Annotated in this window: 21 protein-coding genes; 13 read left to right on the top strand and 8 right to left on the bottom strand. The window is 66.0% G+C overall.

Annotated features, from left to right (window positions below; all coding sequences use genetic code 11):
• The 6 genes from ACIP9X_RS04480 to ACIP9X_RS04455 form a co-directional block, all read left to right on the top strand.
• Positions 1 to 639 (top strand): amino acid permease (locus ACIP9X_RS04480; RefSeq protein WP_400478501.1); only part of this gene is annotated, 639 nt, incomplete at its 5' end.
• 248 nt (positions 640 to 887) lie between these two features.
• A complete protein-coding gene (locus tag ACIP9X_RS04475; RefSeq protein ID WP_400478500.1) occupies positions 888 to 1,136 on the top strand; it encodes an SCO4226 family nickel-binding protein in 249 nt (82 codons plus the stop codon).
• 157 nt (positions 1,137 to 1,293) lie between these two features.
• Positions 1,294 to 2,721 (top strand): rhodanese-like domain-containing protein, encoded by a 1,428-nt coding sequence (locus ACIP9X_RS04470; protein WP_400478499.1) that lies wholly within the window; start codon positions 1,294 to 1,296, stop codon positions 2,719 to 2,721.
• Positions 2,721 to 3,206 (top strand): universal stress protein, encoded by a 486-nt coding sequence (locus ACIP9X_RS04465; RefSeq protein WP_400478498.1) that lies wholly within the window; start codon positions 2,721 to 2,723, stop codon positions 3,204 to 3,206. Before ACIP9X_RS04470 ends, ACIP9X_RS04465 begins: the two co-directional genes overlap by 1 nt.
• Positions 3,207 to 3,327: 121 nt before the next feature.
• Complete coding sequence (locus ACIP9X_RS04460; protein WP_400478497.1) at positions 3,328 to 4,644, top strand: ATP-binding protein; 1,317 nt, start codon at positions 3,328 to 3,330, stop codon at positions 4,642 to 4,644.
• A gap of 187 nt (positions 4,645 to 4,831) precedes the next feature.
• A complete protein-coding gene (locus ACIP9X_RS04455; protein ID WP_400478496.1) occupies positions 4,832 to 6,082 on the top strand; it encodes a low temperature requirement protein A in 1,251 nt (416 codons plus the stop codon).
• 42 nt (positions 6,083 to 6,124) lie between these two features.
• On the opposite strand, the gene gluQRS is transcribed toward ACIP9X_RS04455, so the two are convergent.
• The gene (gene gluQRS / locus ACIP9X_RS04450) at positions 6,125 to 7,006 is read right to left on the bottom strand and encodes a tRNA glutamyl-Q(34) synthetase GluQRS (RefSeq protein ID WP_400478495.1); all 882 of its coding nucleotides are present in this window, start codon (positions 7,004 to 7,006) and stop codon (positions 6,125 to 6,127) included.
• Positions 7,007 to 7,364: 358 nt separating this feature from the next.
• Here gluQRS and ACIP9X_RS04445 point away from each other — a divergent pair, with 358 nt between their 5' ends.
• Positions 7,365 to 7,823 carry an Lrp/AsnC family transcriptional regulator gene (locus ACIP9X_RS04445; RefSeq protein ID WP_400478540.1) on the top strand — a complete coding sequence of 153 codons (459 nt, stop codon included), beginning with the start codon at positions 7,365 to 7,367 and terminating at the stop codon, positions 7,821 to 7,823.
• Between the two features lie 182 nt (positions 7,824 to 8,005).
• Positions 8,006 to 10,741 (top strand): FG-GAP repeat domain-containing protein, encoded by a 2,736-nt coding sequence (locus ACIP9X_RS04440; RefSeq protein ID WP_400478494.1) that lies wholly within the window; start codon positions 8,006 to 8,008, stop codon positions 10,739 to 10,741.
• 73 nt (positions 10,742 to 10,814) lie between these two features.
• On the opposite strand, the gene ACIP9X_RS04435 is transcribed toward ACIP9X_RS04440, so the two are convergent.
• Positions 10,815 to 11,270, bottom strand: coding sequence for an Lrp/AsnC family transcriptional regulator (locus tag ACIP9X_RS04435; protein WP_400478493.1), 456 nt, complete (start codon positions 11,268 to 11,270; stop codon positions 10,815 to 10,817).
• Positions 11,271 to 11,375: 105 nt separating this feature from the next.
• Here ACIP9X_RS04435 and ACIP9X_RS04430 point away from each other — a divergent pair, with 105 nt between their 5' ends.
• The gene (locus ACIP9X_RS04430) at positions 11,376 to 12,017 is read left to right on the top strand and encodes a LysE family translocator (protein WP_400478492.1); all 642 of its coding nucleotides are present in this window, start codon (positions 11,376 to 11,378) and stop codon (positions 12,015 to 12,017) included.
• 14 nt (positions 12,018 to 12,031) lie between these two features.
• On the opposite strand, the gene ACIP9X_RS04425 is transcribed toward ACIP9X_RS04430, so the two are convergent.
• The 6 genes from ACIP9X_RS04425 to ACIP9X_RS04400 form a co-directional block, all read right to left on the bottom strand.
• Positions 12,032 to 12,391 (bottom strand): nuclear transport factor 2 family protein, encoded by a 360-nt coding sequence (locus ACIP9X_RS04425; RefSeq protein WP_400478491.1) that lies wholly within the window; start codon positions 12,389 to 12,391, stop codon positions 12,032 to 12,034.
• A 75-nt stretch (positions 12,392 to 12,466) separates the two neighbouring features.
• Positions 12,467 to 13,429, bottom strand: coding sequence for a hypothetical protein (locus ACIP9X_RS04420; protein ID WP_400478490.1), 963 nt, complete (start codon positions 13,427 to 13,429; stop codon positions 12,467 to 12,469).
• A gap of 26 nt (positions 13,430 to 13,455) precedes the next feature.
• Positions 13,456 to 13,959 (bottom strand): DUF456 domain-containing protein, encoded by a 504-nt coding sequence (locus ACIP9X_RS04415; RefSeq protein ID WP_400478489.1) that lies wholly within the window; start codon positions 13,957 to 13,959, stop codon positions 13,456 to 13,458.
• A gap of 149 nt (positions 13,960 to 14,108) precedes the next feature.
• Positions 14,109 to 15,314 (bottom strand): NADP-dependent malic enzyme, encoded by a 1,206-nt coding sequence (locus ACIP9X_RS04410; RefSeq protein WP_400478488.1) that lies wholly within the window; start codon positions 15,312 to 15,314, stop codon positions 14,109 to 14,111.
• A gap of 273 nt (positions 15,315 to 15,587) precedes the next feature.
• The gene (locus ACIP9X_RS04405; protein ID WP_400478539.1) at positions 15,588 to 16,187 is read right to left on the bottom strand and encodes a TetR/AcrR family transcriptional regulator; all 600 of its coding nucleotides are present in this window, start codon (positions 16,185 to 16,187) and stop codon (positions 15,588 to 15,590) included.
• A 113-nt stretch (positions 16,188 to 16,300) separates the two neighbouring features.
• A complete protein-coding gene (locus ACIP9X_RS04400) occupies positions 16,301 to 17,602 on the bottom strand; it encodes an MFS transporter (protein WP_400478487.1) in 1,302 nt (433 codons plus the stop codon).
• A 343-nt stretch (positions 17,603 to 17,945) separates the two neighbouring features.
• On the opposite strand from ACIP9X_RS04400, the gene rraA reads away from it, so the two are divergent.
• From rraA to cycA, 4 genes are all read left to right on the top strand, one after another.
• Entirely contained in the window at positions 17,946 to 18,440 is a 495-nt protein-coding gene (gene rraA, locus ACIP9X_RS04395) for a ribonuclease E activity regulator RraA (protein WP_400478486.1), read from the top strand.
• A gap of 184 nt (positions 18,441 to 18,624) precedes the next feature.
• On the top strand, positions 18,625 to 20,289 hold the full coding sequence (locus ACIP9X_RS04390; RefSeq protein WP_400478485.1) for an MDR family MFS transporter: 1,665 nt from the start codon (positions 18,625 to 18,627) through the stop codon (positions 20,287 to 20,289).
• A 189-nt stretch (positions 20,290 to 20,478) separates the two neighbouring features.
• On the top strand, positions 20,479 to 21,918 hold the full coding sequence (locus tag ACIP9X_RS04385; protein ID WP_400478484.1) for a sugar porter family MFS transporter: 1,440 nt from the start codon (positions 20,479 to 20,481) through the stop codon (positions 21,916 to 21,918).
• Positions 21,919 to 22,179: 261 nt separating this feature from the next.
• The gene (gene cycA / locus ACIP9X_RS04380) at positions 22,180 to 23,640 is read left to right on the top strand and encodes a D-serine/D-alanine/glycine transporter (RefSeq protein ID WP_400478483.1); all 1,461 of its coding nucleotides are present in this window, start codon (positions 22,180 to 22,182) and stop codon (positions 23,638 to 23,640) included.
• Positions 23,641 to 23,673 lie beyond the last annotated feature (33 nt).

Genomic DNA, 23,673 nt, shown 5'->3' with positions numbered 1-23,673 from the left:
GGCGTCAGCCCCTTCGTGACGTTCTTCGGCTCCATCGGCATCCAGGGCGTGGACGTCATCATGAACCTCGTCGTCCTCACCGCGGCCCTGTCCTCCCTGAACGCCGGGCTCTACTCCACCGGCCGGATCCTGCGCTCCATGTCGGTCGCCGGCTCCGCCCCGAAGTTCGCCCAGCGCATGAACAAGGCCGGCGTACCCTACGGCGGCATCGCCATCACCGCCGGGGTGTCCCTGCTCGGCGTGCCGCTGAACTACCTCGTCCCGTCCCAGGCCTTCGAAATCGTCCTCAACGTCGCCTCCGTGGGCATCATCGTCACCTGGGCCACCATCGTGCTCTGCCAGATGCAGCTCAAGCGCTGGGCCGACAAGGGCTGGCTGAAGCGCCCCTCCTTCCGCATGTTCGGCGCCCCCTACACCGGCTACCTGTCCCTGCTGTTCCTCGTGGGCGTGCTGGTCATGGTCTTCATCGACTCGCCCCTGACCCTGCTGGTGACCCTCGTCGCCTGCGCCCTCATGGTCGCCGGCTGGTACGCCTGCCGCAAGCAGATCCACGACATCGCCGAAACCCGCGACGGCTTCACCGGCATGTCCCCGGTCGTCGCCAACCGCCCCGGCCCTGGCGGAGCCGACCGCATCTAACCCCCTCCGGTTAAGCGCGAACGGACACTTGGGGCCCCGGGTTTGAGGGCCCCAAGTGTCCGTTCGCGCTTGGTCCGGGAGGCTTGAAAAGACGACGGCGGCACGTCCGGTTCTGTTCCCACGGAACCGGACGTGCCGCCGTCGTTCTGCTTTTAAGTAGGCGCAAATCCCCTTGACGGGTGCACTGCCCGGGTCTACCGTCAGCCTCATCCCGGGTATTCAACGACGGATCAATGTAGGGAGTCATCATGCCGGAATTCATGGATGTCCACCACAACATGAAGGGGATTACCAAGGAGGACCTGCTGGCAGCCCACAATGCCGACCTTGCCATTCAGGACGACGAAAAGGTCAACTTCAAGTCGGCCTGGGCAGACCCCGAATCAGGACTGGTCTACTGCCTGTCCGAGGCGCCTTCCGCGGACGCCGTCCAGCGCATTCATGAGCGCGCGGGCCATCGGGCAGACGAAGTCCACCCCGTTCCCCTGAAGGTCTGAACCCGCAGTCCGCATTTCTGCACCACTTCCACGCGCCCGCGGACACCCCGCCTGCATCCACCCGGGCCTGCACTCCGGGGTCACGGGGCAAAGTGGTGCAGAACTGCACAGTTTCTGCTCCAGATCCAGGATAACGGCCCTCAAAGGAAGCGGATGCATGGACGTTGTTGTCATCGATACCCCGCAGCTCGGGGACCGCAGCTACCTGGTGCACGACGGCCGCGTGGCCCTGGTGATCGACGCGCAGCGGGATACGGACCGGATCGAGGAAGCAGCGAGCGCCGCGGGAGTGCGCATCACGCACGTTGCTGAGACCCACATCCACAACGACTACCTCACCGGCGGCCTGATCCTCGCCCGCGCCCATGGTGCGAAATACCTCGTCAACGCTGCGGACGCTGTGGGCTTCGAACGGGAACCCATCGCGGACGGCCAGACCCTGCAGGTCGGCCGCCTTTCGCTCCGCGCCTTGGCCACCCCCGGACATACCCACACGCACCTGTCCTACATCGTCACGTCCGACGACGGGACACAGGCGGTGTTTTCGGGCGGCAGCCTGCTGTACGGCTCGGTCGGGCGGACGGACCTGCTCGGGCCCGCGGATACTGACGCCCTGACGAGGGACCAGTACGCCTCGGTGCGCCGGCTAGCCGACGAGGCCGGACCGGAGGCCGGGCTGTACCCCACGCATGGCTTTGGATCGTTCTGCTCGGTGGGGCCGTCGACTTCCTCCAAGGCCTCCACCATCGGCGAGCAGCTCGAGGTCAACCACGCGCTCAAGGATCCCGATCCGGACCACTTTGTCGCCGAACTCCTCGCAAACCTGGCGGCGTATCCCTCCTATTACGCCCACATGGCCCCGATCAACTTCACCGGCCCGCGGGAGGCCGAGCTGGCCCTGCCCGAGCCGCTTGATCCCGAGGAGCTGTCCGGCCGGCTGGCCCGGGGCGAATGGGTGGTGGACCTGCGCCGCCGCATCGCGTTCGCCAGCAGCCACCTGAAGGGCACCGTGAGCTTCGAATACGGTTCGGGACGGTTGTTCAGCTCTTACCTTGGCTGGGTCCTGCCCTGGGGTGAGAAGCTGACCCTGGTGGGCGGACGGGATGACGTGCAGAACGCCATCCGGGACCTCTCCCGCATCGGTATCGACCGGCCCGGCGCCGCCATCGGCACAGACCCCGCAGCACTCGTGCCAGGCGCCCCGTTGGCGTCCTATCCGCGGGCGGACTGGGCCGCCGTCGAGCATGAAAAGGCGGCCGGGGAGACCGTGCTCGATGTCCGGCGGGAGGATGAGTACGCCCAGTCCCACGTCACGGGAGCGGTGAACGTCCCGCTGCACGACCTGCTTGGCCAGCTCGACGAACTGCCCGAAGGCCGCCTCTGGGTCCACTGCGCCTCAGGATACCGGGCCGCCGTGGCCGCCAGCCTCCTCCAGCGGGAGGGCCGGGACGTGGTGCAGATCGACGCCCGGTTTGAAGATGCCGCATCGGCCGGCATTCGGCTCGAAACGGCCGGGCTGCACGCGCGCGGGCCGCAACACGCGCACGGAAGCCACAAGGATCAACACGTCGAAGGAGAACAGTGATGGCAACGGAAGGAAAAGTGGTCGTCGGCGTCGACGGCTCGGAATCATCCGTACAGGCTTTGCGCCTGGCGGCCCGGCTGGCCCCAGCCCTGGACGCCAGGGTCCACGTAGTCGCGTGCTGGGACTTCCCGCAGATGTACGCCGGGTACGTGCCGCCGGACTTCGCCGCGTTCGAGACTGCGGCGGCAAAAATGCTGTCCGAGACCCTCGACAAAGCCTTCGGCCCTGACGCCCCTGAAGGCATCACTCAGGACCTGATCCGCGGACCGGCACCGGCGAAACTGGTCGAGGCCGGTGCAGGCGCGGCGATGCTGGTGGTAGGACGGCGCGGCCACGGCGGGTTCCTGGGCATGCACCTGGGATCGGTGAGCTCGGCGTGCGTCTCCCACGCTGCCTGCCCGGTGCTCGTGGTCCACACCGATGGCAACCACCGCACCCACCACCTTTGGAAGGGCTCCAAGGGCCGCGGCGAGCCCGCCGCTTGAGTTCTGACTCGGCGAGGGCCCGTAACGCAACGCTCCCGCAACCCCGAGCGGCGGCGCGATCCCCTATGCTCAGCAGAGCACCTCAGCCTGGCTCAGCGACGAACCAAACAGGAGAAACTTCATGACCAACTGGCGGATCAGGGATTTTCACTCGTCTGACCTGGACGGCATTCTGCACCTCTGGGAGTCGCTCAAGGCCAACAACGTCGAACCCGTCTACGCGCTCTCCGAAGTGCTGGCATCCTGCGAAAAGGACCACGCCGTGGTGGCCGTGCAGGGAGACCTCGTGGTCGGTGCCGCCGTCGGCCGCGCCGCCCACGACCAAGGCTGGATTGTCTTTCTCGCGACCCTCCCCGAGTACCGCGGACGCGGGATCGGCACGTCGCTGCTGGCCGCCGTCGAAAACCGGATGGCCCCGCACGGGCTGAACAAGCTCTCCGCCCTGATGCCCGAGTCCGAGACCCGGGTGGAGGCCTTCCTGAGCCGGGGCTTCCTGCTGAAAAAGAACCTGCGCTACTTCGAGCGGACCATTCCCGTGCAGCGCCAGGAACTCGAGCCGCTCGGCCTGCTCGGCGGCCGGGTCCTCGCGCGTGACCTGTGGGAGAACGTGGCCGGCATGCGCCGGGAGAAGGAACTGCTGGAGCGCCGTCTGGTCCTCCCGCTGGCCGAGGCCGACCTCGCCGATGAGTACGGCGTGGTGCCGCCGCGCGCCGTCGTGCTGTTCGGACCGCCCGGCACGGGCAAGACGACCTTCGCGAAGGCAATCGCATCGCGCCTGGAGTGGCCGTTCGTGGAGGTGTTCCCCTCCCGGCTGGCGTCAGACCCCAAGGGCCTGGCGGGAGCTCTGCGCGAAACGTTCCTGGAGATCGCCGAGCTCGAGCACGCCGTGGTGTTCATCGACGAGGTGGAGGAAATCGCGGCCCAGCGGTCCGGCGAGCCGCCGTCGCCGCTGCAGGGCGTCACCAACGAGCTCCTCAAGATCATCCCGGCTTTCCGTGAACAGCCCGGCCGGCTGCTGGTCTGCGCCACCAACTTCATCCGCGCCCTCGACTCGGCATTCCTGCGCCACGGCCGGTTCGACTATGTCATCCCCATCGGCCTGCCCGATCGCCAGGCCCGCGAAGCCATGTGGCAGCGCTTCATCCCGGCCGCCGTGGTTGATGACGTGGACGTGGAGCTGCTCGTGGACCGGACCGAGGGCTTCTCCCCCGCGGACATCGAGTTCGCGGCCCGCAGCGCCTCCCAGCGCGCCTTGGAGAAGGCAGTGTACGACGACGGCGGGCTGGCCTCCGGGGGTGCCGTTGCCATCCGTGAGGCAGTCCGGAAGGGGCCCGCCACCCAGGATTACCTTGACGCCATCGCTGAAACTCGGACCACGGTGAGCAAGGAAGTCCACGAGCAGTTCCTCGAGGACATCGACGCCCTGGGCCGGGTCTAGCAGCGGGCATCGGACGTCACGGGCCTCCGTTTCGACGGTTCCCTGCCTGCTAGACGTCGGGTGCGGCCGTCGATCCGGCAGGGAACCATCGAAATGGCGGAGAGGAGGAGAACCGCAGAGCTGTCCTACAGTCGCACTGGCGGCGTACCCGGAGCAACCTCCCTCTGGTCGCGCTACTGTTTGATTCATGCCCACTAATCCGCTTCGGCACGCCATGGCCCGCATGGGCGGCCGCGATCCGCATGAAAAGCACCGCACAGCCACGCCTCTGGAGCTGTTCTTCGACCTGACGTTCGTCATAGCCTTCGGGGTGGCCGGGAGCCAGTTCGCCCATGAGATCGCGGAAGCCCGTTTCGGCACGGGACTGCTCGGCTTTTCCTTCGCGATGTTCGCCGTGATCTGGGCGTGGATCAACTTCACCTGGTTCGCCAGTGCCTACGACACGGACGACTGGGTGTTCCGAGTGGTCACCATGGTCCAACTGCTCGGCGTCCTGATCCTGGTCATGGGCATCGAGCCCATGTTCCACTCTCTGGTGGAGGGGGACCATGTGGACAACACCGCCATTGTTGGCGGTTACGTCATCATGCGGCTCGCCCTGGTCTTCCAGTGGATGCGCGCCGCACGGCAGGACCCTGCCCGGCGGCAGACCTGCCTGCGCTACGCGAAGTACCTGGCAGTGGTCCAGCTCGGCTGGATCGCTGTGCTGGTCATTCAGGCGGACATACCCACCACTTTCATGATGATTGTGCCGCTGTACGTGCTCGAGCTGGCGACGCCTTACGCTGCCGAGCGGAACGCGACCACGCCATGGCACGCACACCACATCGCCGAACGCTACGGGCTGCTGGCCATTATCGCCCTCGGGGAGTGCCTGATCGGCGCCATAGCGACGCTGCGGGCAATCGTGGCGAACCACGGCTGGACCCTGGACGCGGCACTGGTGGGTTTCGGCGGCACAGCCTTGGCCTTCAGCATGTGGTGGATCTACTTCATCGTGCCCGCCGGCCGCGCACTCCACCTGCAGCGGCACCGTTCGTACATCTTCGGCTACGGCCACATCTTCATCTTTGCAGCGATTGCGGCCACTGGGGCCGGCCTCCATGTGGCTGCCTACTACATCGACCACTCGGCCCACATCAGCGCGGCGGTCGCGGTGGCCAGCATCGCAGTGCCCGTCGCGCTCTTCAAGGTCTCGCTCACCGCGCTTTCCAGCGTCATGACCTGCGTCGACCGTACTCTCCTCGCCGTCACTGGCGGCCTGCTGGCGGTTCTGGCCGGAAGCGTAGCCCTGGCGGGCGCAGGCGTTTCTGTCCCCGTCTGCCTGCTCATCATTGTGGCGGCGCTCGGCACATCAATCGTCATTGACGAGAGGCGGAGCACCGCACGGCTGCAGGCCGCGCTCGAGAACCTGGAGCGGCGGGCCAAGACGGGGTGAAGCTTGGGGTCTCGACAAGCTCCACCAGCGGGGCGGCTGTTGCTACACTCCCGGCCAGACCCACGGCTCACGCGGCAGGGACGCCGGATTGAAGGCGCTCAGCGCCGCTTCCGGGCTGTCGCCGGGCAAGCCCAGTGAGACCAAAATTCTCCGGCGCGCCTCCCTCGCAGAGATCCCGACGGCGGCCAGGTCGCGCAGCGTGACCGCGCCGTCGCGCTTCGCCAGCCGGGCGCCGTCGGAATTCACCACAAGGGGCACGTGAGCATATTCCACGGAAGGAATAGCAAGGAGCGAGGCCAAATATGCCTGCCTGGGGGTCGAAGGCAGCAGGTCATCGCCCCTCACCACCTGGTCTATGCCTTGCTCGGCATCATCCACCACCACAGCCAGGTTGTAGGCCGTTACACCGTCGTTGCGGCGGAGCACGAAGTCATCCACCACCCCGGTAAAACTCCCGTGCAACGTGTCCTCCACCGTCCAGTGGTTAACCGCGGAGCGCAGCCGGATGGCGGCAGGCCTCCAAGTCCGCTTCGCCTGGATTTCTGCCGTGGAGAGGTCCCGGCAGGTGCCCGGGTAGGCGCCTTGCGGCGCGTGCGGCGCGGACGGTGCCTCTTGGATCTCCCTGCGTGTACAGAAGCATTCGTATGTCAGCCCAGCAGCTTCCAGCCGCCTGATCGCTTCCTGATACAAGCGCCCACGGTCGGTCTGGTGGACAACGGGCCCGTCCCACGTCACGCCGATTTCCGCCAGGTCTCGCAGCTGCTGAGTCTCCGCGCCGGCGCGGGCACGGTCCAGGTCCTCAACGCGAAGCAGGAAGCGCCGCCCCGTGGACCGGGCGAACAGCCAGGCCAGCACCGCGGTGCGCAGATTCCCGACGTGCAGCTCGCCGGACGGACTGGGGGCGAAACGGCCGGCGCGGGTCATGTCCTCCAGCCTAATCCGAACACCACAAGAGCCCCTCAGCTACCGCGCAGTCCCGGTACAAATCGGGGCTCGGTGGCTCACGGGCTCTTGCCGTGCCGGTCCGCGCTGAGGAGGTTCGGCACTGCTTGCGGAATGACGATGCGTGAACAAGTGTCAATCAGCGGCGGCTTCCTTGCAGGAAACGATGTCCAGGGGCCGGGTGGTGTGCCGGATGCCTGTAAGCCTACGGGCTCCGGCGGTGGCCTTTACCCGTGTTGCCACTATTTGAGCAGAGGCCCTACAGTAGGCGCAACGGGCACCTGCGGCAGTAGTCAAAGTGATCAACTGCTGCGGGTAGAACTGGTAGGAAGTGAGCACATTGCAGCAGCTGGACGCTACTGACAGGCGGATTTTGGCAGCGCTCGACGAGGATCCGCGACTCCCCATCATGGTGCTCGCCCAACGCCTTGGCCTGGCGCGAGGAACGGTCCAGTCGCGCCTGGAGCGAATGACGGGCTCCGGGGCCTTGCGCCCCAACAGCAGCCGCGTGCTTCCCGCCGCGCTCGGCCGGGGTGTGGCCGCGGCGGTCAGCGCCGAACTGGACCAGAGCCACCTGAATGAGGCCATCGCCGCCCTCCGGGAGATTCCGGAAGTGCTGGAATGCCATGCCCCCGCCGGCGATACTGACCTGCTGATCCGGGTGGTGGCCACCAGCCCGGATGATCTGTACCGGGTTTCGGAGGAGATCCGGCTGTGTCCCGGCATCATCCGTACGTCAACGAGCATGTTTCTCCGCGAGGTCATTCCCTACCGGACCACTGGGCTGCTCAGCACGTGACGGCGCGCCGGCCCGCCACGCCGATGCTGCGCGAATCATTGGGGAAAACTGCGCAAAATCTGACGGCAGCCCTGCGGTGCCGACTGTAGCCTGATTCAGCATCTGCCGCCGCATCCTGCGGGCCGGCCGGTGCGCATCCATCCCAAGGTCTCAGCCAGGGTTCGGTCTCAATAAGGAACTCCATGCGCTCTTTTTCCCGTTCAATCGCCGCAACGACCGGGCTGCTGGTCTTCGCCGCCGGACTGGTTTCCCTGCCGGCCAGCCCCACCTTCGCCGCTTCGGATCCCACTGCCGACGGCGCCGCACTGCCGGTGGAATCCCTCGAAGACTACGAGCACCACTCATATGAATCGGCCCCCGGGGTCCCGATGGACGGCCCGCCGGACGGGCTTGCCCTCGACACAGAGGCCGGAACCCTGGCGACCGCCCCCATCAAGGTCAAGCTGGTCACCGCGAAACTTGCCGATACGGGAGCCAGCATCGTCGACGTTGAGGCGGGCAAGCGGGCAATAGCCGCCACCAGCAACTACTGGAAGGCAATGTCAGGCGGCCGCGTCTCAATGACAGTGGAGCCGGCGTGGACGAAGGTCGGGCATCTGTCCAAAGCCACGTCCACCCAGCCGTACTGGGACGTGATCAACACGATCACGTCAGAATTGAAGTGGTCCTACAGCACCAACACAGCGCTGGTGATCTTCATCCCGACAGAACGACTGGGCGGCTGGGCCCTCGGCGTCGCCTACAGCAGCAACGGCAACAGCGGCCGTGTCCTGATGCCAAAAATCAGCGGCTTCACAAACCCGGTGATGACACACGAGTTCGGACACGTGCTGGGCGCCATGCATGCGGACTCATTGCAGTGCAGCAGCGGCGTTTCGGACGTGGGCACCACGAGCACAGGGCAATTCCAGGACGCGACCTGCTCCATCCGCGAATACGGCGACAGCACGGACCTCATGGGCATGTCCAACTTCACGATGCCGGTCATCAGCTCGCCCTCCTGGGAGGCCCGCGGGCTCGGCCAGGGGACAGAAGTGCGGAACATCGGCGTGGCCACGGGCATCAAGACCTATACCCTCCTGCCTTGGGGCGGAACCGCGCCAAATCGCGCCCTGAAGTTCACGGACCCGGTGAGCAGGGAAGTCTATTACCTGGAACTCAGGCAACCCGTCGGGTCCTACGACAGCTACCTCGGTGCCAGCACGGAGGCAGGAAACCGGGGCGTCAAAATCGTCCAGCGCGGCGGGGCTACCGCTGCATCAACACTGATCCTCATGCCCTCGACCCGGCCGTTCGCAGGAACGTACGCCACGAACCATGCGTGGCAGGCCGGACAGACTTTCGTGACCCACGCGGGGACCCGCGTCACCGTCAATTCCGTGTCGGCCACGTCCGCCACCGTCACCATCAATGCGGATCCGGGCACGAGGACAAAGATCCAGTTCTCTGCCGGTGACTTCAACGGCGACGGCCGCGCGGACATGATCTCCCGGGAGTCCGACGGATCCCTGTTCCTGCACGCCGGCCAAGCGGGCAACAAGATCGCGGCCCCGGTCATCATCGGCTCCGGCTGGAACGCTTTCAACTCTGTCTTTGGCAACGGCGACTTCGACGGAGACGGGCGGACGGACCTGATAGCACGCAGCTCCGACGGCGGGCTGTGGCTCTACCCCGGCAACGGGACAGGCGGCTTCCTGGCTCGGACGCAGATCGGTTCCGGCTGGTACATCTTCAAGCGCATTGTTCCCGCCGGAGATTTCGACGGCGACGGGCATACGGATCTGTTCGGCGTCCGCAGCAGCGACGGGACATTGTGGCTCTACCCCGGCAACGGCACCGGCCGCTTCCTTGCCCCCAAGCAGGTCGGCTCTGGTTGGAACGGGTTCGCCTCCCTGGCCCCTGCCGGTGAACTCGGCGGCAGCGAATCCGGACTCCTGGCCCGCACGAGTGCCGGCACCGTTTACCTCTACCCCGGCAACGGAACCGGCGGCTTCAGGGCAGCACGGACCCTCGCCACAGGGTGGAGCAACGTCTCGGACCTTATTGGCGGCCAGGACTTCACGGCCGACGGGACCACGGACGTCCTGGCAGCCAGCTCCACCGGTACGCTGACGTCCTATCCCGGCAGCGGGACGGGCTTAGCCTCAAAGCTGGCAATCGGAACCGGCTGGGGCACGTTCAGTCAGGTCTGGGAAGCCGGGGACTTCGATAGCGACGGCAAGCCGGACGTCCTGGCGATGTCAGCCCAGGGCGCCCTGATCCTCTACCCCGGCAACGGGTCGGGCGGGTTCCGGCCGCCACGTCAGATCGGCTCCGGCTGGCAGATCTTTGACCGGGTGCTGTCCGCCGGTAACTTCAACGGCGCCGGCGGACCGGACATCGTGGCTCGCACGGCGGACGGAGCCCTCTGGCTGTACCCGACGGACGGAAAGGGAAACTTCCAGTCCCGGAAGGCGATTGGCAACGGCTGGGGCATTTTCACGCAGATGCTCGCGCCCGGGGACTTCTCCGGCGACGGCCGCAACGACATCGTCGGCATGACGGCGGACGGCAAGCTCTGGCTGTATCCGGGCAACGGAACCGGCGGCTTCCAGACCAAGAAGCAGATCGGATCGGGCTGGGGCATCTTCGACCAGGTGGTTGCTGCGAACGACTTCAACGGCGACGGAAAGGCCGACATCATGGCGCGGACCGCAGCCGGCGAGCTGTGGCTGTATCCCGGCAACGGAACATCGGGTTTCCTGTCCCGCAGGCAGCTTGCCACCGGATGGACTGACCAGGAATCGTTCGCCAGCGTGGGCCGCTTCGGCGGGACGGCGAACCCCAATGTCATTGCCGTATCAGCTGACGGCAAGCTGTGGCTGTACACCGGCACGGGAACCGGGGCCTTCCAGAACGTGGTTCTGAACCCCCGCTGACCGGGCATCCTGCACAAGCGGCAGGCCGCGGAAGAACTCCTTCCAAGGCCTGCCGCTGTTTAACCCATTGCCGCTATACAGGCGGGCCGGCGTTGGACTTAAGGTTCTTCATTACCAGCGTCGACGTCAGCCGTTCGACGCCGGGCAGGACCGTCAGCTCGCTGTCGTAAAACCGCTGATAGGCGGGGAGGTCCTCGGCGATCACCTTGAGCAGGTAGTCCGGGGAACCGAAGAGCCGCTGCGCTTCCACAATATTCGGGTTCTCAGCTACGCGGTTCTCGAAAATCTCCATGGTGGACTGGTCAACCTGCCGCAGCGTCACGAAGACGATCGCTTCAAACCCCAGTCCCACGGCACTCGGATCGATATCGGCTTTATACCCGCGGATCACTCCGGAGCTTTCCAGGTCACGGAGCCGCCGATGGCAGGGGGCCACGGTGAGCCCGACCTTCGCAGCGAGGGCCGTGGCGGTCATGCGGCCGTCCTCTTTGAGGTGGCGCAAAATATTTCGGTCAATATGATCCAGCACGCAAGAATCTTACTCCTTAGGCGCGGGGTGGGGCGAAAAGAGGGAACACTTGTGGCCCCGAATTTCCTAGACTTTTCCCATAGCCCATCTAGGAGGAGCAGCACCATGAATCCCGAGTTATTCCTAGCCTTCGTGCTGATTGCGGCGGCCCTGGCCTGCACTCCGGGAGTGGACTGGGCGTACTCCATTGCGGCCGGGCTCGGCCGGCGCAGCTTCCTCCCCGCCGTTGCAGGACTGTGCAGCGGTTACATACTGCACACGGTGCTCATGGTGGCCGGTTTGGCAGCCGTGCTGGCAGCTTTGCCGGGGCTCCTCGGATGGCTCACCGTGGCCGGGTCGGCCTACCTGCTGTGGCTGGGCGCCGCCACCATCCGCTCGTGGCGTGGTGCGAGCTTCACGGTGGCGGACGACGTCAACACGAGCCGGAACCAGCTGCGCACGTTCTTCCAGGGCATGGGGACAAGCGGCATCAATCCCAAGGGCCTGCTGTTCTTCGTGGCCCTGGTGCCCCAGTTCGTCAGCCCGGAGGCTCCGCTGCCCGTACCGGTGCAGTCAGGCCTCCTCGGCCTGACCTTCGTGCTGCTGGCCGCCGTCGTCTACACCGCGGTGGCCCTGCTGTCCCGCCGGCTGCTGCAGTCGCGGCCGGGCGCAGCCCGGCGGGTGACCCTGGCCAGCGGAATCATCATGCTCGTCCTGGGCGCCGCGCTCCTGTCCGAACAGCTTCTGCCGCTCCTCGCAGGACACTGAGTCAAAACACTGACTCAGGGCTTACGCTCCATGAACCACTCGGTGAAGGCACTGGCACGCCCGTCCGGCGCGAGCCGGATCACCCACAGGTTCTCGTAGCTCGGCCGGTCATCCAGATAGGTGGTGCGGCCCTGGACGAAGGCGAGGTCGCCGTCCGAACCCAGCACGGACCACTCGAACCTCCAGTCCTCAGGCTCATCCGCGGAGGCGATCCAGCGCTCCACAATCTGCTCGCGGCCGCGCCAGGCATCGGGGTCGTAGGGCCGCGTGGCGTACACGGCATCCTCGGTGAAGAGCGCCCGGATGTCCTCGGGCTCATTCGTTTCCCACGCGGCGATGTACTTTTCCATCCACTGCCTGATCGCATCGGTCATTTGTCCGTTGTACTCCGGCGGCCACCTGCCCACAAGGTCCCGGGACACATGGGGCGGCCTCCGCGACAGAAAGCCTCAGTCCCCGTCCAGCCTCTTCCACTCCTGTTCCCAAACCCTGCGTGCCTCCACGTCCTTGCGGATGACCTCGAAGGTTTCCAGCTCCGCGCGCCGGCGCCGCCAGTCGCGCGGGTTCAGGGACTTCCGGCCGTTGTCCAAGGCCAGCATGGCCCGGTCGGTGATGGCGTCGTTGCGCAGCGCCATGCTGGTTTTCCGCCGCCGCAGCACCTCCCTCAGCGCCCGCTGCGCATGCTCGTGGGCGCCCAGGCGGCGGAGCGAACGGGCACGGACCAGCAGCAGGGCGGCGGACAGGTCATCGGCGTTGAGCAGGCCCTCTGTCCAGACCACCACCTCCTGGTCGCGTCCGAGCGTGTAGGCCAGGGCGCATTTGGCCAGTGCGGTAGGCAACGACGGCGGCAGCATGGTCAACGCTTCCAGCGCCGCTTCCGTCTGGCCAGTCTCCCGTAGGGACTGGGACAGGGCAAGGAACACCGCCTCCTCGCTGAACAGCACCGGAACCTCGACGCGCTCGGCGACCTCCACGCGGGTGACCACGCGGGTGAGGTAACTGGCGGCGAACTGGTTCGCTTCGTCGTCGTTCCTGATGCCCAGTCCGCGCTGCAGCAGTTCCACGGCACGCAGGTACCCGCCCTGTTTGTGGGACAGCAGCCCGGCCATCACGTAGCAGAGCCCGGCCCAGCCGGGATGTTCGCGGCCTACCGCGATAAGCCGGTTGGGATCGGTGCTGTTGAAGATGGCGTCGTAAACCGCCTTGGCAGGCCTCCCCGGGAGGAGTTTGAGCCTGGGGATGCTGCCTTCCACACCGATCAAATCGGAATCCCGGCCGCCCAAGACGCCGTGGATCATCCCGCCCACGCCTTCGGCGATCTCGCGCACTGGCGTCCGGACCTGTCCGGCGCCGAACGGGGTGAGGTCACGGCTGTCGCGGTAGATCGGTCCTGGAATCTGCCCGGCGCTCATTCTTCCATGCTAATAGCCAGGGAAATCTAGCCCGACGCCGCGCCCACCCACACGCCGATCAGCCAGGTGCTGGCGGCAAGGCAGGCCAGCCCGAATTCCACCAGGATGCCCAGGCCGGTGGCTTTGAGGGCCGCCCAGCTGGTGGTCAGGGCGGTGCCGATGTTCCGCGTCCGCTGGACCTCGCTCAGCAGCAGCCCGGCGGCAAACCCCACGAAAAGGCCCACGACGGGAATGACGAACATGCCCACGATGCCCAGCACGATGCCAAGCGCCACGCTTCGGTTCGGAATCCGGTGCTGCTTAAGCTTTCGCCCGGCGAGCACGGCACTGGCAGCCATGCCGGCGAGCACGAAGACCATGCCGACGCCGAAAACGACCCACCCGGTGACACCTTCGCCTCCCCAGATAGCCCAGGCCAGCAGGCTGAGGCCGATCAGGAAGCTGCCCGGCAGGACGGGGATAACGGTGCCGGCCACACCCACAAGGATGGCCAGGCCGCACAGGACAGTCACTACGGTCTGGGCGTTCATTCCACCAGTCTAGGGTCAGGCAGCGCGGCTGTTTTCGGGTGGGCGCCCTGACGTCACCCTCTGAGGAACGACGACGGCGGCGCCTCCTGCGAGAGGAGGCACCGCCGTCGTACTGCTGTTCAGTTGCACTGCCGTTCAGCTGTGGAGACTCAGACTGCTTCTTCCGCTGCCACTGCGGCGACAGCGGCCGTAACGGCCGGGGCCACGCGGGGGTCAAGCGGGCTGGGCACGATGTAGTCCGCGGACAGGTCCTCCGCGGCCAGCTCGGCGATTGCCCGGGCGGCTGCCAGCTTCATTGCCGGGGTGATCCGGCGGGCACCGGCGTCCAGGGCGCCACGGAAGATTCCGGGGAAGGCCAGGACGTTGTTGATCTGGTTGGGGAAGTCGCTGCGGCCGGTGGCGACGACGGCGGCGTACTTCGCAGCGACCTCGGGCAGTACTTCGGGGTCCGGGTTGGACAGTGCGAACACGATGGAGCTGTGGTTCATCAGCTTCAGGTGTTCCTCGTCCAGCTTGGAGGAGGAAACGCCGACGAAAACGTCAGCGTTCAGCAGGGCTTCGCCCGGGCCGCCGGTGATGCCGCGCGGGTTGCTCCGCTGCGCCATCTGCGACTTCTTGCTGGCGGGGTCAGCGGCGATGTCGGCACGCTCGCTGTTGATGACACCGCGGGAGTCGAGCAGCACCACGTCCTTGATGCCGGCGGTGAGCAGGATCTCCGCGACGGCGATCCCGGCGGCGCCGGCACCGGAAACCACAACACGCAGGCCTTCGATGTCGCGGCCGGTCACCTTGGCGGCTCCGGTCAGCGCGGCGAGGACCACGACGGCGGTGCCGTGCTGGTCGTCATGCATGACGGGGCAGTCGAGGGCTTCGATGAGCTTTTCTTCCAGCTCGAAGCAGCGCGGGGCCGAGACGTCCTCGAGGTTGACGGCACCGAAGCTGGGGCGCAGCCGGACGAGCGTTTCCACGATCTCGTCCACGTCCGTGGTGTTCAGGACCAGCGGAATGGAGTCCAGCTCGCCGAACGCCTTGAACAGGGCGGACTTGCCCTCCATGACCGGGAGGGAAGCGCTGGCGCCGATGTTGCCGAGGCCGAGTACGGCGGTGCCGTCGCTGACCACAGCCACCAGGCGCTGTGCCCAGGTGTGGGTCTTGGCCAGTTCCGGGTCGGCGTGGATCGCGCGGCTGACCTGGGCAACGCCGGGTGTGTACGCGATGGACAGGTCGCGCTTGTTGGCCAGCGGGACGGTGCTTGCGATGGAGAGCTTGCCGCCCTCGTGGGCGGTGAAGATTTCCTGCTCGGTCAGGGCTTCGGCCGCAGTGTTGTCGATAGAGGCGATCGTTTCGGTGGACATCGTTGTCTCCTGGGCTAGCCGTGGAAGCACGGCACGGGATGCTCAAGCGTGGAAGGCTCAAGATGGTCAGGTGCGCGCTTCTCCGACGGCCCGAGGGTGGGGGTCCGTCCGGAAGCCCGCGGCTACGGGGGTGCTAGCCACTCCGGTCCTGCAATCGTAAACGGCTGGGGGGGAGCGGCCTCGCCAGATCGGGCACGATGTCCGATATGCGGACACACTTGTGACCCAAGTCACGTGATTTGGCGTCCAAAGGCACCCGCTGGTCTAGACCTGTTACGCTGTGTGGCGCATGGACCGGGGCTTTGGGGCCACGAGCGCGCACGCTTTCTTGAGGTCTTCCTCCGCCTCGAACAGCGAGAGCCGCCGGCAGCGCACCGACTGGACTAGACCAGTGACGGTCAGCAGCAGCACTTTGGAGATAGTTTCGTCGCCACTGGCGGCCGTCACCGCCCGCTCCGACAGCGCGTCGATCTCGCGCAGCAGGGCTGTGGTGTCCCGGCCCTCGACGTAGACGCCCCTACTAAGGCACTGCTCGACGGCCGGCTGCATGACCCGCATGTGGAAGATTTCCATCACCACCCCGGACAGGGCATGCACGCGCACCGTGCCGCCGCCCGGCCACGTGTTCACCTTCAGTTCGCCCAGCTGGTGCCGGTAAAGGGCAAGCATGAGATGAGTCGCCGAGGGAAAGTAACGGTACAGGGTGCTGAGGGGGACGTTGGCCTTGGCAGCGACCTCGGACAGCGTCACCGATTTGAGTCCCTTGCGGGCAAAGCCGGCGGCTACGTCGAGAATGCGGGCATAGCGGGCCTGCTGCCGGGGAAGGGAGGGCGGAGCTGCCATGGGCGGAAGATCTGGATTAAATTCAAGCATCATCAGTCCGAGGGTTGTGATTCCTGCGGGAGCCAGGAGAGTCCCCATCCCGATCCTGCCCGCAATTCGGACTCAACTATACGGCACGGTGTTTACGAGGCCCGCGCCGCCCGTCAATCGACGCCCTTGATCTTGACCACGAACACGGCGCCCAGCAGCCCGATCACCGCAGCAGCCACGTAGAGAGAGACGTAACCGCCCCACAGCGAGATGAAGGGCCAGGCCAGCACCGGAGCGATGACCTGCGGCAGGGAGTTGGCGATGTTGATGACACCGAGGTCCTTGCCGCGGTCAACGGCGTGCGGCAGCACCTGGGTGATGAGCGCAGTGTCCACGGCGAGGTAGGCTCCGAAACCGATCCCCAGGACGCTGGCGCCCACGATGGCCCCGATCCACGTCGGCGCGAACGCCAGGATCAGTGAAGCCAGCGCAATGATCGCCGACGACGCTATGACCAGCGGCTTGCGCTTGCCCATCCGGTCGCTGAGCCGGCCTCCCAGGACGCTGGTGATGATCAAGAACACGGCGTAGAGCCCGGTCAGCACCAGCACGCCGAAGGCCGGTTCGAGGCCTGTGGTTTCCTTCAGTCGCACGGCATCCCCGAGGAAGAACAAAAGGTACAGCGTGACCATGTGGTTGCCGATGTTGACGAGCATCCGGGTGATCCACGCCCAGGCGAAGTCCGGGTGGCGCAGCGGCCGGACAAAGCTGACCAGGAACTCGGTCCAGTTCAGCGGCGGCCTGTCACCGGCGGGGAGGGGCACGTCGTCGCTCTTGAACAGGTACATCACCACGCCGGCGAGCAGGGCAGCGGCGCAGGCGATGTAGCCCAGGGCGAAGTTTCCGGTGACGACGGCGGCAATCACCGCGCCGAGCAAGATGCCCAGCGTCTGGCCCGTCGCCGCGAGACCGCCCACCGTGGCCCGTTGCGGCACCGGAACCCGGTCTGGAATGGTCGCCGTGATGGCGGCGTAGGCGCCGTTGCAGCCAGCCTGCACGAGGCACCAGAGCAGGGTCATGACGGCCACATTGGGAGCGCCGGCCAGGCCTATCAGCGCGGCCGCCCCCAGGATGGCTCCCACTACGACCCACGGCACGCGGCGGCCAAAGCGGGACGTAGTGCGGTCGCTGAAGGCGCCGACCAGGGGGTTCGCTACGAGCGACACCGCGGCTCCAGCGCCCGTCACCAAGGCGAGGATGGCTTCCTTCTGGCCGGGATCGAAATGCTCGGCCTGCTGCCCGAGAAGGACCTGGAGGGGCCCAAAGAAGGCCGCATTGATTCCGAGGTTGACCAGCACCACTCCGCTGATCCACAAGGGCCTCACGCGGGTTGTCGGCTCGGCGAGCGCGTTGGCCTGCCGTGCACCTATCAGACCGGGCTCGGGAACTGCACCCGGAATGTCGGACAGACTCATGGCAGGCCCCCTGGAACGGTATTGGTCGTGTGAATCAGACTAGCTGCAGGACGTGTAGAACATCACTCTTTGCGACGATAGAATGCCTTTCCTGCGCTGCTCTCGTTTCACGCCTCGACGCTGCCGCCGAGGTCGAAAGGATCAGGGGCCTTCCTCCGGTCTACGTTCCCCCGGCTCCTCCTGTGTATGTTCCGCCCGCGTATGTGCCACCGGCAGCTCCGGCGCCAGCACCAACCCGTACCCGGGCTACACGGGCCCGCGCTGCTACGCGCCCGGTGGTAAGACGTGGAGGCCGTGCGGTTAACTGAAGATCGACAGCGCCACATGATCCCAGGGAGAACCAATGACCGCTTCGCCTGCCAGCCCTTCCGCCACCGTCAACACAGCCGACCTCTATGACGAACGCGGCGAGGAACTGAATTCCATCTCCCTGCAGTTCCAGTCCCTGGGCGGCCGCTCACATTTCAGCGGGCCGGTCCGGACCATCCGCTGCTTCGAGGACAACGGGCTGGTCAAGTCCACCCTGGCCACGCCCGGCAATGGCGCGGTGCTGGTGGTGGACGGCTCCGGCTCCCTGCGGACCGCCCTGATGGGGGACATGATTGCGGCGAGCGCCGTGGCAAACGGCTGGGCCGGCGTCGTGATTAATGGCGCCATCCGCGACCGTGCGGCGCTTGCCGACATGCCCCTCGGCGTCAAGGCGCTGGGCAGCAATCCGCGGAAAAGTTCGAAGGCGGGCGCCGGGGAGACGGACGTGGACCTGCTGATCGACGGCGTGACTATCCGCACGGGCGTCATGATCTGGTGCGACCCGGACGGCATCCTCATCGAGCGCTGAGGGGCCCAATGCCCGGCACTGAGGCGTGAGATATCGGCAGATAGGACCGATCGAAGCGCCGAGATCCAACCCCTTGGTGGAGCCCAGAAGATTTTTCGTTGCCCTAGGGAACAAAGCGGGCGGTAACATAGTTACTGAAAGCAACTATCAATTGTGAATCCCGCCTTTCTTCCCTGGAGCACCCATGTCCACAACCACAGCCGGACGCGCGCCCGGAGATACCCTGACCAAACGGCAGACCATCACCGTCATGGTGGGGCTGATGCTCGGCATGTTCCTGTCCTCCCTGGACCAGACCATCGTGTCCACGTCCATTTACACCATCGCCAACGACCTCGACGGGCTCTCCCTGCAGGCCTGGGCCACCACCGCGTACCTCATCACGTCCACGGTGACCACCCCGCTGTACGGCAAGCTCAGCGACATCTTCGGCCGCCGCCCGCTTTACCTCGCGGCCATCGTGATCTTCCTGGCCGGCTCGCTGTACGCAGGGTCCGTGCACTCGATGACGGAACTCGCCATCGCCCGGGGCATCCAGGGCATGGGCGCCGGAGGCCTGCTGGCCCTCGCGCTGACCATCATCGGCGACATCGTCTCGCTGAAGGACCGGGCCAAATTCCAGGGCTACTTCATGTCCGTCTTCGGCATCTCCTCGGTGCTCGGCCCCGTGGTGGGCGGCGCCTTCGCCGGCTCCTCGAACATCCTCGGCTTCGACGGCTGGCGCTGGGTCTTCTTCATCAACCTGCCCATCGGCCTGGCCGCCCTGGTTGTGGTGTTCCTGTACCTCCACCTGCCCGCCAAGCACGTCAAGCAGAAAATCGACTACTGGGGCGCGGCAGCCATCACCCTGGCCATCGTCCCGCTGCTCCTCGTCGCCGAGCAGGGCCGCAGCTGGGGCTGGACCTCGGCTGAATCCCTCCTCTGCTACGGCCTGGGCGTCACCGGCATCGCCGGATTCCTGCTGGCGGAGAAGCGGGCCGGAGACTACGCGCTGATCCCGCTGCGCCTCTTCCGGAACATGACGTTCGGCCTGTCCTCGCTGCTGAACTTCATCATCGGCATCGGCATGTTCGGTGCAATCGCGATGCTCCCCATGTACTTGCAGCTGGTCAAGGGCCTCACCCCGACGGAGGCGGGCCTGATGATGATCACCTTCACCATAGGCATCCTCTCGGGTTCCATCACCGCCGGCCGCACCATCTCGGCGTCGGGAACCTACCGCATCTTCCCGATCCTCGGCACCGCAATCCTGACCTCGGCCGCCGTCGTCATGGGCCTGTCCCTCGGCACGGACACCGAGCTCTGGGCGCCGGGGCTGATCGCCGTTTTCTTCGGCCTGGGCCTGGGCTTCTGCATGCAGCCGCTCACCCTGGCCATGCAGGTTTCCGTGCCGCCGAAGGACATGGGCGTGGGCACCTCATCCGCCGCGTTCTTCCGTTCCATGGGCGGCGCAGTGGGCACGGCCGTGTTCATCTCCATGCTCTTCAGCCTGGCCGCCGACAAGATCGCCACCGCCATGAAGGACGCGACGCAAAACGCCGATTACCTGAAGGTCCTCAACGATCCCGCGGTGGCGTCCGATCCCGCCAACGCCAAGCTCTACGAGTTCTTCAAGAACGGTGCCAGCAATGAGTCGCTCAACGACACCAGCTGGCTGCACTCGGCGAACCCGGTGCTCACCCGGCCCATCACCGAGGGCTTCGCGCAGTCGATCGACGCCGTGATGCTCACCGCCGCCGCCCTCACCGGCATCGCATTCCTGATCAGCTTCGCCCTGCCGAACAAGAAGCTGACCGACCCTAAGGCTGCGAAGGCCGCTGAGGTGGCCGAGGCCGTGCCGGCACACTAAGGCGCGGTCAAGCACACGAAGGAAACGACGACGGCGGGACGTCCCGCCGTCGTCGTTCTTTGTCCCGAAGTGGAACAGCACGCGGTGACGTGCCACACTGTTAGGCGCGTGTGCGCCGGCTATCTGGCCGGTACCGCAGCCGACGACGTCCGCACCGCAGAAACCACCCCCAAAAGCCAAGGGAGATCCATGTCCACCGCCCATGAGCAAATCACCGCCAAGATCCCGAAAAGGGTCATTTGGCTGGCACTTGCCGGCGCCGTGGGAGGCTTCCTCTTCGGCTTTGACTCCTCAGTGGTGAACGGCGCCGTCGATGCCATGAAGGACGAATTCGCACTGAGCGAAGCCGTGACCGGCTTCGCCGTGGCCGTTGCCCTGCTCGGCTGCGCGGCCGGCGCGTACATGGCCGGAAAGGTCGCGGACCGCTACGGCCGCATCCCCGCCATGAAGCTCGGCGCCCTGCTGTTCCTGGTCAGCGCCCTCGGCACCGGGTTCGCCTTCAGCGTCTGGGACCTCATTTTCTGGCGCCTCGTCGGCGGCCTCGGCATCGGCCTGGCCTCGGTGATCGCCCCGGCCTACATCTCCGAGATCTCGCCCCGGCACGTCCGCGGCCGCCTCGCTTCCCTGCAGCAGCTGGCCATCACCACCGGCATCTTCGCCGCACTGCTCTCCGATGCGCTGTTCGCAACCTCCGCCGGCGGCGCGGAGCAGCCGTTCTGGCTCGGCATCGAGGCCTGGCGCTGGATGTTCCTGGGCGCGGCACTGCCCGCCGTCGTCTACGGCTGGATCTCCTACACGCTGCCGGAATCGCCGCGCTTCCTCGTGATCCAGGGCAAGGAAGCCGAAGCCCGGAAGGTCTTCGACTCCATCGCCCCGGACGAGGACACCGACCGCCACCTTCGCGAGATCCGCGAAGCCATCGAGGAAGACCAGCTCGCGGGACTGAAGGGATCGCTGCGCGGCAAAACCTTCGGCCTGCAGGCAGTCGTCTGGATCGGCATCACGCTGTCCGTCCTGCAGCAGTTCGTGGGCATCAACGTGATCTTCTACTACTCCACCACTCTGTGGAAGGCTGTTGGCTTCCACGAGAAGGACTCACTCACCATCTCGGTGGCCACCTCCATCACCAACATCCTGGTGACCCTCGTGGCGATCGCCCTCGTTGACCGCATCGGCCGCCGCCCCATCCTGCTGGCCGGTTCAATTGGCATGGCCGTCTCGCTGGCCGCCATGGCCGTGGCCTTCGCCTCCGCGCGGGGCACCGGAGCCGAGATCTCGCTGCCGGGCGCGTGGGGCCCTGTCGCCCTCGTTGCCGCGAACGTCTTCGTCATCAGCTTCGGCGCCTCCTGGGGTCCGCTGGTGTGGGTCCTGCTCGGTGAGATCTTCCCGTCCCGCATCCGAGCCCGTGCCCTGGGTCTGGCGGCCGCCGCACAATGGGTCGCGAACTTCGCCATCACCCTGAGCTTCCCCGTGATGGCTGCAGCTTCCCTGCCGCTGACGTACGCAATGTACGCGCTGTTTGCCGCCGCTTCATTCTTCTTCGTCATGTACAAGGTGCCGGAGACAAACGGCATGTCGCTGGAACAGGCTGAAACCCTGTTTGTTCCGAAGGGGTCCGTTAAGGTCTGACCGGCCCTTAGCCCCCGGACATGTGGAGGCGCCAACGTTCCGCCGGGACGTTGGCGCCTTTCTTGCTTTCCGGGCTTGTCCCGGCTTGTCCTGCGGTGCTTCGTGCGGCGTACCCGACGGCGGCCCCTGAGTTTCGCGCGGGCGGCTTGCGCCGCCGTCGTTATCGGACTACACCCCCCTGACCTGCCACGATGTAGGTTGGAAAGGCTGATTTTGTAACCGCCGCCATGGTGCGGCGGTCTTTCCGAAGGATTTGCGCACATGTCTGAGCAGACAACCACGGGGCAGAGAAGTGCCTCGAGCCAGGGCAGCGAGCCCCACCTTTCACGCTCGCTGAGCAACCGGCACATCCAACTGTTGGCCATCGGCGGTGCCATCGGCACCGGCCTGTTCATGGGCTCCGGCAAAACCATTTCGGTGGCCGGGCCGTCCGTCATCTTCGTGTACATGATCATCGGCTTCATGCTGTTCTTCGTGATGCGCGCCATGGGCCAACTGCTGCTGTCCAACCTGAACTACAAGTCCTTCAGCGACTTCGCCGGCGACTTGCTCGGCCCCTGGGCAGGCTTCTTCACCGGCTGGACCTACTGGTTCTGCTGGGTGGTCACCGGCGTGGCGGACGTAATCGCCATCGCGGGCTACGCCAACGAACTGTGGCCCGGCATCCAGCTCTGGGTCCCCGGCATCGCCACCGTCGTCATCCTGCTGCTGCTGAACCTCCCCACGGTCAAGGCATTCGGCGAAACAGAGTTCTGGTTCGCGCTGATCAAGATCGTGGCCATCGTGGCGCTAATCGCGGTGGGCCTCGTCATGATTCTCACGGGTTTCCAGTCCGGCGCCGGTACCGCCAGCTTCTCCAACCTCTGGAGCCACGGTGGCTTCTTCCCCCGGGAGTTCATGGGCTTCGTAGCCGGGTTCCAAATCGCCGTCTTCGCCTTCGTGGGCATTGAACTGGTGGGCACGGCGGCAGCCGAGACCAAGAACCCCGAGCACAACCTGCCGCGCGCCATCAACGCCATCCCGCTCCGGGTCATGCTCTTCTACGTGGGCGCCCTCATCATTCTGATGTCCGTCACCCCGTGGACCGAGTTCAAGGCCGGCCACAGCCCGTTCATCGGCATGTTCTCGCTGGCCGGACTTGGAATGGCGGCCATGGTCGTGAATCTCGTGGTGCTGACCTCGGCCATGTCCTCGGCCAACTCCGGAATATATTCCACCTCCCGCATGGTCTTCGGCCTGGCGAACGACGGCGATGCCCCCAAGGTCTTCGGCCGCCTCTCCAGCCGAAAAGTGCCCCAGAACGCACTGTTCCTCTCCTGCGTGCTGCTCCTTGCCGGCGTGGCGCTCCTGTACGCGGGCAAGGACGTCATACCGGCTTTCGACATGGTCACCACTGTCTCGGCCGTCTGCTTCATGTTTGTCTGGTCGATCATCCTGGCCAGCTACCTGGTGTTCCGGAAGCGCCGCCCCGAGCTGCACCGGTCCTCACCGTTCAAGATGCCCGGCGGCATCGTCATGGTGTGGGTGGTGTTCGCGTTCTTCGCGTTCCTGATCTGGGCGCTCACCACCCAGCCGGACACGCTCACGGCGCTACTTGTGACCCCGCTCTGGTTCGCTGTCCTCGGCGTGGCCTACGCCGTGGTCCGCCGCTCACCGCTGCACCAGGCGCGGGTGGCCGAATGGAAGGCCATGGCCGACGCCGAGACGGCCTCAGTCCGCTAGCCCCGGGTACGTCCCCGTGCAGGCTTCCGCAGC

Origin of the sequence: Arthrobacter sp. NPDC093125 (assembly GCF_044754225.1) — a bacterium.
In the GTDB taxonomy this organism is placed as follows: domain Bacteria; phylum Actinomycetota; class Actinomycetes; order Actinomycetales; family Micrococcaceae; genus Arthrobacter.
Note: the sequence above shows the minus strand (reverse complement) of the source record. Positions and strands in the feature narration are given on the sequence as shown.

Coding starts and splice junctions, on each gene's coding strand:
- ACIP9X_RS04475 (WP_400478500.1), top strand. CDS start 888: ATGCCGGAATTCATGGATGTCCACCACAACATGAAGGGGATTACCAAG.
- ACIP9X_RS04470 (WP_400478499.1), top strand. CDS start 1,294: ATGGACGTTGTTGTCATCGATACCCCGCAGCTCGGGGACCGCAGCTAC.
- ACIP9X_RS04465 (WP_400478498.1), top strand. CDS start 2,721: ATGGCAACGGAAGGAAAAGTGGTCGTCGGCGTCGACGGCTCGGAATCA.
- ACIP9X_RS04460 (WP_400478497.1), top strand. CDS start 3,328: ATGACCAACTGGCGGATCAGGGATTTTCACTCGTCTGACCTGGACGGC.
- ACIP9X_RS04455 (WP_400478496.1), top strand. CDS start 4,832: ATGCCCACTAATCCGCTTCGGCACGCCATGGCCCGCATGGGCGGCCGC.
- gluQRS (WP_400478495.1), bottom strand. CDS start 7,006: ATGACCCGCGCCGGCCGTTTCGCCCCCAGTCCGTCCGGCGAGCTGCAC.
- ACIP9X_RS04440 (WP_400478494.1), top strand. CDS start 8,006: ATGCGCTCTTTTTCCCGTTCAATCGCCGCAACGACCGGGCTGCTGGTC.
- ACIP9X_RS04430 (WP_400478492.1), top strand. CDS start 11,376: ATGAATCCCGAGTTATTCCTAGCCTTCGTGCTGATTGCGGCGGCCCTG.
- ACIP9X_RS04425 (WP_400478491.1), bottom strand. CDS start 12,391: ATGACCGATGCGATCAGGCAGTGGATGGAAAAGTACATCGCCGCGTGG.
- ACIP9X_RS04420 (WP_400478490.1), bottom strand. CDS start 13,429: ATGAGCGCCGGGCAGATTCCAGGACCGATCTACCGCGACAGCCGTGAC.
- ACIP9X_RS04415 (WP_400478489.1), bottom strand. CDS start 13,959: ATGAACGCCCAGACCGTAGTGACTGTCCTGTGCGGCCTGGCCATCCTT.
- ACIP9X_RS04410 (WP_400478488.1), bottom strand. CDS start 15,314: ATGTCCACCGAAACGATCGCCTCTATCGACAACACTGCGGCCGAAGCC.
- ACIP9X_RS04405 (WP_400478539.1), bottom strand. CDS start 16,187: ATGCTTGAATTTAATCCAGATCTTCCGCCCATGGCAGCTCCGCCCTCC.
- ACIP9X_RS04400 (WP_400478487.1), bottom strand. CDS start 17,602: ATGAGTCTGTCCGACATTCCGGGTGCAGTTCCCGAGCCCGGTCTGATA.
- rraA (WP_400478486.1), top strand. CDS start 17,946: ATGACCGCTTCGCCTGCCAGCCCTTCCGCCACCGTCAACACAGCCGAC.
- ACIP9X_RS04390 (WP_400478485.1), top strand. CDS start 18,625: ATGTCCACAACCACAGCCGGACGCGCGCCCGGAGATACCCTGACCAAA.
- ACIP9X_RS04385 (WP_400478484.1), top strand. CDS start 20,479: ATGTCCACCGCCCATGAGCAAATCACCGCCAAGATCCCGAAAAGGGTC.
- cycA (WP_400478483.1), top strand. CDS start 22,180: ATGTCTGAGCAGACAACCACGGGGCAGAGAAGTGCCTCGAGCCAGGGC.